4 protein-coding genes and 1 rRNA gene are annotated in these 6000 nt (G+C 41.2%); 1 reads left to right on the top strand and 4 read right to left on the bottom strand.

From position 1 onward, the window contains the following. Positions 1 to 106 (top strand): 5S ribosomal RNA (gene rrf / locus SC428_RS18755); the annotation flags it as partial. Positions 107 to 225: 119 nt separating this feature from the next. Here the strand turns inward: rrf and SC428_RS18750 are convergent. From SC428_RS18750 to SC428_RS18735, 4 genes are all read right to left on the bottom strand, one after another. Then, on the bottom strand, positions 226 to 573 hold the full coding sequence (locus tag SC428_RS18750; protein WP_070925092.1) for a YfiM family lipoprotein: 348 nt from the start codon (positions 571 to 573) through the stop codon (positions 226 to 228). 63 nt (positions 574 to 636) lie between these two features. Beyond that, on the bottom strand, positions 637 to 1992 hold the full coding sequence (gene pssA, locus SC428_RS18745) for a CDP-diacylglycerol--serine O-phosphatidyltransferase (RefSeq protein WP_140182811.1): 1356 nt from the start codon (positions 1990 to 1992) through the stop codon (positions 637 to 639). A gap of 280 nt (positions 1993 to 2272) precedes the next feature. After that, on the bottom strand, positions 2273 to 4918 hold the full coding sequence (locus SC428_RS18740) for a bifunctional acetate--CoA ligase family protein/GNAT family N-acetyltransferase (protein ID WP_272581395.1): 2646 nt from the start codon (positions 4916 to 4918) through the stop codon (positions 2273 to 2275). Positions 4919 to 5214: 296 nt separating this feature from the next. Then, positions 5215 to 5928, bottom strand: coding sequence for a tRNA-uridine aminocarboxypropyltransferase (locus SC428_RS18735; RefSeq protein WP_140182806.1), 714 nt, complete (start codon positions 5926 to 5928; stop codon positions 5215 to 5217). Positions 5929 to 6000 lie beyond the last annotated feature (72 nt).

Genomic DNA, 6000 nt, shown 5'->3' with positions numbered 1-6000 from the left:
ATAGCGCGGTGGTCCCACCTGACCCCATGCCGAACTCAGCAGTGAAACGCCGTAGCGCCGATGGTAGTGTGGGGTCTCCCCATGTGAGAGTAGGGAACTGCCAGACATTAAATTAGTGAAGAAGCCATCCATTGGGTGGCTTTTTTGCGCTTGGAAAGAAATATTTTAGCTCTTTGTGAGAAGTGATTTGGTGAGATAAAGTGTGGTAAAGCTATAAAGAGATAGCTATTTCATTGTGTTATACAGGCTATACCCCGCGACGGCACCGGCAACATCATAAGCAAAGTCATGCCAACTCCATCCAGTACCTTCTGGTCTACTATCATACAGCTCTTTGGCTGCACCTAAAGAAACTGACAATAAAATACCAAACTGCGCAGCTTCCCGGTGTTGCCAATTTTGTCTATCTGCATAGGCATTACCAGCCATAGCCATTGCAGCTGAAAATGCAAAATGTTGTGCTTTGTCTTGGCCTGTCCAATTATCGTTTGACCAATGGAAGCCTGTACAGCCAGTTGTTATGAGTGCTAATCCAATGAATGAATATGTGAATAGCTTTTTGGGTAGTTTCATATGTATTTTGTTGAATAAAGATAGATAAAAAAAACACCACATAAGTGGTGCTTTATAAATGCTCTATAAGATACGGCTGATTAACCGATCAACTCTGATTCGTCTTAGTCGGCGGATCAGTTTTTTCACTTTGACAGGATAGGTTTGAATGCTATCTAGCTCACGATAATGATTAACCACTTTAGTATGAGTACGAATACATTCGAGCTCATGTTGGCGTTGTTCCTGCATTTCCTGATTAGGATCGTGGATCAATACCGCATTTTCGAGGTCTAGCCCCCAAGCGCGTGGATTTAAATTATTACCAGTAATAAGCTGCCATTGGTTATCTACCCACATACCCTTTAGGTGATAGGTATTATCACCATCTTTCCACAAGCGAATGGTGAGCTGTTGGCTATCAATAAATTTTTGTAGGCGACTAACAAATCTGCGTAAATTGATTTCATACAGATAAGGTAAGGCGCCAATAATTTTAAATGGCTCTTCAGGTGGAATATAGAAATCGTTGGCTGTTTTATCGCCAATAATAATTTCGATCTTTTTACCTTCACGCAGTAATCGACTAATCACCCTTACTAATACCGCAGGAAGGTTAAAATAAGGGGTGCAAATTGTGAGCTTACTTTGTGTCGACCCCATCAAATGGGTAATAGTTCGGTTTAAGTCATTCTTTTTACCTAAACCCACCAAAGGTGTGACTGCTAATTCATGATTTGATGCATTACCGACAAAGCGATATGAGCCGCCCCTAAGTGTGAGGCGAAATTGTTTAATGATATTCTTGAATTCAGCCGTTTTAGGTCGATTAGCAATGTTGAGTAACTGTACCGCGTCTGCTTTTAATAACGTATCATCAATAAAAGCTTTCATTGACGCAGTTAGCTGCTCATTTTTAATCAGTTGATATCTATCGTAACGGTACTTTTCATGGCGCTGCAAGTACACATCATTAATACTTGCTCCACTGTATAATAAAGTATCATCAAAAAGAAAACCTTTGAGGTGCAATACCCCTAGCGCTTCTCGTGTATTGACTGGAATACCATAAACAGGGATATCGATTTCAGGGTACTGTTGTGCTACGTCGTAGTACCAATCTGCATTGGTAGAATTCGCAGCAGCACCGATTCTGCCACGTTGTGCACGGTGCCAATCAACCAGTATTTTTACCTCTAATGATGGATTTGCTTGCTTCGCCGCATAGAGGGCATGAAGTATGTCTTTACCTGCATCATCTTGCTCTAAATATAACGCAGTGATGTAGATGTAATGCTGAGCAACGGATATTTGCTTAAGCAAAGCATCACGAAAATCTTCTGTCTTATATAGCGTTTTAACATCAGCAATCGATTGTGTCAGCTTAGGCAAATTTGCCAAGTATTGTTGATGTTTTGCTTGTTTTAATTTTGACAACATCACAGTGTGAATTTCTCTTGTTAGGTCTAATCGCAACTCGCTTTAAGTATATATACTCATCATGCTTCAAGTTGCAGCGTTTGTTGAGCTTCGCTCATTCGCGCCAGTCACATCATTTTCTGTGTTCCTAGCGTCTCATTCATTTTTCGCCTAGCTGCACCTCGAATTATTTAGAGTATAAGTGAGCGAATGATCCGTCGATGATAGCATATTTAGCCAAACCATTTAGAATAAATTAAATTTCTGTTTAATTGTTGTACAAGGTTATTACACTGATTGCTCATAAGTGTAAGGTTAAGTTTACGACACCATCTTCAAACTGCACATCAATTTCGAATCCTAATTTTTTGGCTAGGCTGATCATATTACGGTTTTCTGGCATTGTAATCGCGCTCAGCTTTTTGATCCCGTGTGAGCGAGTATAGTTTAGTAGCTTGTTCATTAATTGGTAACCAAGTGTAAGTCCTTTCATATCTGAGCGAACAAGAACCGCAAATTCTGCCTCTTGATTATCAGGATCTGCCATTGCACGAGTGACACCGATAATTTCAGGCTCAGAGTCTTGATTCTTAACGGCGACAAAGGCCATTTCACGGTCATAGTCAATCTGCGTCATATTCGCGAGATCATCATGTGTAAACTCACTGATTTCACTAAAATAACGATAATAAAGATCTTCTTTTGTGACCCGTTCGATAAATGATTTTAGGAGAGGTTCGTCTTCAGGCAAGATAGGGCGTAGTAGGCAAGTTAAGTCATCTTTTAAACTGATCGTTTCTTCTAATTCACTTGGATAGGGGCGGATCGCGAGTCTTGATTTTGGATCCTCTTGGTTTGGTGACAATGACATTGAGACATCAAGTAGAGTAAATTCGTCACCTGAAGCGAGTAGCGGATGGATATCAAGCCGAGAAATATTTGGGCAATCAATAATTAAATTGGAAACTCTCACTAATAAGCTTGCGAGTCCTGGGATATTTAAAGGCGCTAGCGCACTGCGTGATTTTATTTTATAGCCTTTAATAGCTTGAATCACTAAATAGCGAGCTAAGGCTAAATTTAATGGTGGTAAAGCAACAGCGGCTTGGCTTTCTTGTTGCCATTCGATACCGCCTTCACCAAGCATAATTAACGGTCCAAATATAGGATCCAGTTCAACGGCAATGCGCAGTTCTTGAGCACCAGCTCGGTTAGCCATACTTTGAACCAGTAAGCCCTCGACCCTTGCCTGAGGGAAATTCGTTGATACACGGTCAATAATCGCCTTAGCGGCTTCACCAACCTCTTTAGCATTACGTAAATAGAGCATAACCCCTTGTACTTCTGATTTATGCACGATATCAGGAGAACGTAACTTCAATGCGACGGGATAACCGATTTTTTCTGCTATCTCAATCGCTTCATCGCTAGAATGGGCGATCCAAGTTGGTAAACTGTTCAGCCCATAAGCTTGCAAAATTGGTTGAACTTCATGGGTATCTAAATGCAAATTGTTATTTTGCAATGCTTGTTGAATGTAATCATGTGCTTGTTGAGTATTCGCTGTAATACCGATAGGCAGAGCGGGGGTTTCTTTTAACTGTTTTTGGTTCCTACGATACTCAACCATATGCATATAAGCAGTTATAGCACCTTCTGGTGTACGGTAAGTTGGAATACCTGCTTCACTAAATAAACGGCGTGAGGTTTGTGATGAGTATTCGCCACACCAGTTAGTGAGTATTGTTAGCCATTTCCCTCTTGGGTGCTGTTTAATGGTTTTAATGATTTTTTCAGCCATGCCTTTACTTTCGGTGATGGCACTTGGCGTATAAATGAGTAATAGCGCATCATGATCATGGCTATCTAGCATTTTATTTAATACGCTAATGTAGCGATCAAGTGTTGCATCATCGCCTAAATCAATAGGGTTTTGTGTTGATAGATCGAGGGGCAGAAGGGCGCTAAGTTCGGTCTGCGTTTCTTGGCCTAAAGTTGCGAGCTTACCATTGCGTTGTAATAATTCATCGAGAGCCATCGCAGCGGGTGCGGCACCATTACTGATGATTGATAAGCGTTCACCTCTTAAGGGGGTCATGTGGCTCAATGTTTCAACAGCTGAAAACATTTCATGAGTATCTTGAACTCGCAGAAGGCCGGCTCTCTGAATGGCGGCATCATAGGCCGCATCTAAGCTTGGTTTTTCGCCAAGTAACTGTTGTGCTTTACGGGTTCGACCACTTTTAACTACTAATATAGGTTTATTGCGCGATGCGCTGCGTGAAGCAGAAAGGAAGCGCCGTGCATCACTAATGCTTTCAAGATAGAGCAAAATGGCACTCGTTTTACTATCGCGCGCGAGGTAATCCAAAAGATCGTCGATATCAATATCGATACGATCACCAAGTGCAATAAAGTAGGAAAAACCGATTTCACGATGGCGAGCCCAATCTAAAACGGTATTAGACACTGCCGCTGATTGAGAAATAAAAGCCAATTTACCTTTTAAGATAGGGATTGGTGAGAAGCTCGCATTTAAGCCTTGCCATGGTGCTAAGATACCTAGGCTATTTGGGCCTAACAGCCTAATTTGATATTGATGAGCAATTTTTTTGAGTTCAGCAAATTGAATTGAGGGCGATGATAAAATAATCACTACTTTACAGCCATATTCGCCTAGTTGCCTTAAGCACTCTGGGTTTTTGGCATGATGGGTACAAATTACAGCCAAATCAGGTTTTAACGGTAATTTATCTATACTTGGATAAGCGAGTACCCCAAGAATAGAGCTACGGTTTGGGTTAACGGGGAGTATTGGTCCTTTGAAGCCACTGGTTAATAAATTTTTCATCATTACCGAGCCTGCTCGGTTTGGATCTTCTGATGCACCAATGACCGCAATTGATTTTGGTCTAAATAAAGACTCTAACTGACTCACTAAACCCATGGTAGATCACCTTTTGCTTTGGTGAGCGAACATACCGCCCTATCAATATTGTGAGATATATCCTCTAATTTATTTCAGATGCAGGTGGATGAAGAGCATATATAGGTTATGTGACTCGGCTAGCTGAGCACAGTCAACACCGCTGCATCTTGAAGTATGACGAGTATACTATGCCGTATCTCTCTAGTTGTGCCAGTTTATCAGTGGAATTATCTAATGATGTTCACGTTTTCTATTGTTGATTATCTTAAAATTGCATATTTATCACGATAGTTATGGAAAATCGCATTGATACGCTACTCACAATGAGTTAACTGTTTTTCAGCTTGTCGCATTTGAGCCAACGGGTGGTGCGGTTTACCTTCTAGATACTTGTCTCTAAATAGATTGAAATGACTAAAGAGTTGTTGAGAGGCCAATGTATCGCCGGCAAGTTCTAAGAGGGTTGCAGCCACTTCGGCAGTACAGTGTTGTTCTTCCTTTGATGGAGTACGCAGTAAGTAATCTGTTCTTGCTTTGGTGTTAATAGAAAGTACAGGGATATTATCGAGATAAGGGCTTTTACGAAACATTTTACGTGCCTCTGGCCATGTACCATCTAATAGAATAAATAATGGGGGTTTGTCAGAGATAGTCGGTTGATTAACCACTTTCCGTCCAGATTGGGCGTAACTTTCGGGAAAAATGAGATAAGGCTGTCGAGTTGGATCTTGTAAAACTGCAAGTAATCGCGAATCGGGTTCAGTTCTCGACCATTGAAAAGCTAAAGTGTCTGGCATGACATCTGCAATCAATTTACCGGTATTACTTGGTTTAAAGACTTCACCATCGAACATGATCAAGCAAAATTGGCTTTTTGCTTCGGTAGGGACTATATGCTGGCAAAGGCACTGTGGTGTAGGCAATAAACAGTACTGGCAGCGTTTAACTCGACAACCTCTTGCTTTAAAAGGTTTAGTTGATAGTAGTAGGCGTTGTTGACGTAGAGCATAAACGGCGTTCGGGGTCATGATTGGCACAAGTTTTGGTGTTGATGAAAATAGAGCGCGTATTGTACGTAAATCCAATGAATGGTGATAGAG

It is taken from the genome of Providencia sp. 2023EL-00965, from assembly GCF_033550225.1.
GTDB classification, from domain to species: domain Bacteria; phylum Pseudomonadota; class Gammaproteobacteria; order Enterobacterales; family Enterobacteriaceae; genus Providencia; species Providencia manganoxydans.
The sequence above is the reverse complement of the archived record's forward strand: the minus strand, read 5'-3'. Positions and strand labels throughout refer to the sequence as shown.

Excerpts from the sequence above, each read along its gene's own strand:
- SC428_RS18750 (WP_070925092.1), bottom strand. The coding sequence starts at position 573 with ATGAAACTACCCAAAAAGCTATTCACATATTCATTCATTGGATTAGCA.
- pssA (WP_140182811.1), bottom strand. The coding sequence starts at position 1,992 with ATGTTGTCAAAATTAAAACAAGCAAAACATCAACAATACTTGGCAAAT.
- SC428_RS18740 (WP_272581395.1), bottom strand. The coding sequence starts at position 4,918 with ATGGGTTTAGTGAGTCAGTTAGAGTCTTTATTTAGACCAAAATCAATT.
- SC428_RS18735 (WP_140182806.1), bottom strand. The coding sequence starts at position 5,928 with ATGACCCCGAACGCCGTTTATGCTCTACGTCAACAACGCCTACTACTA.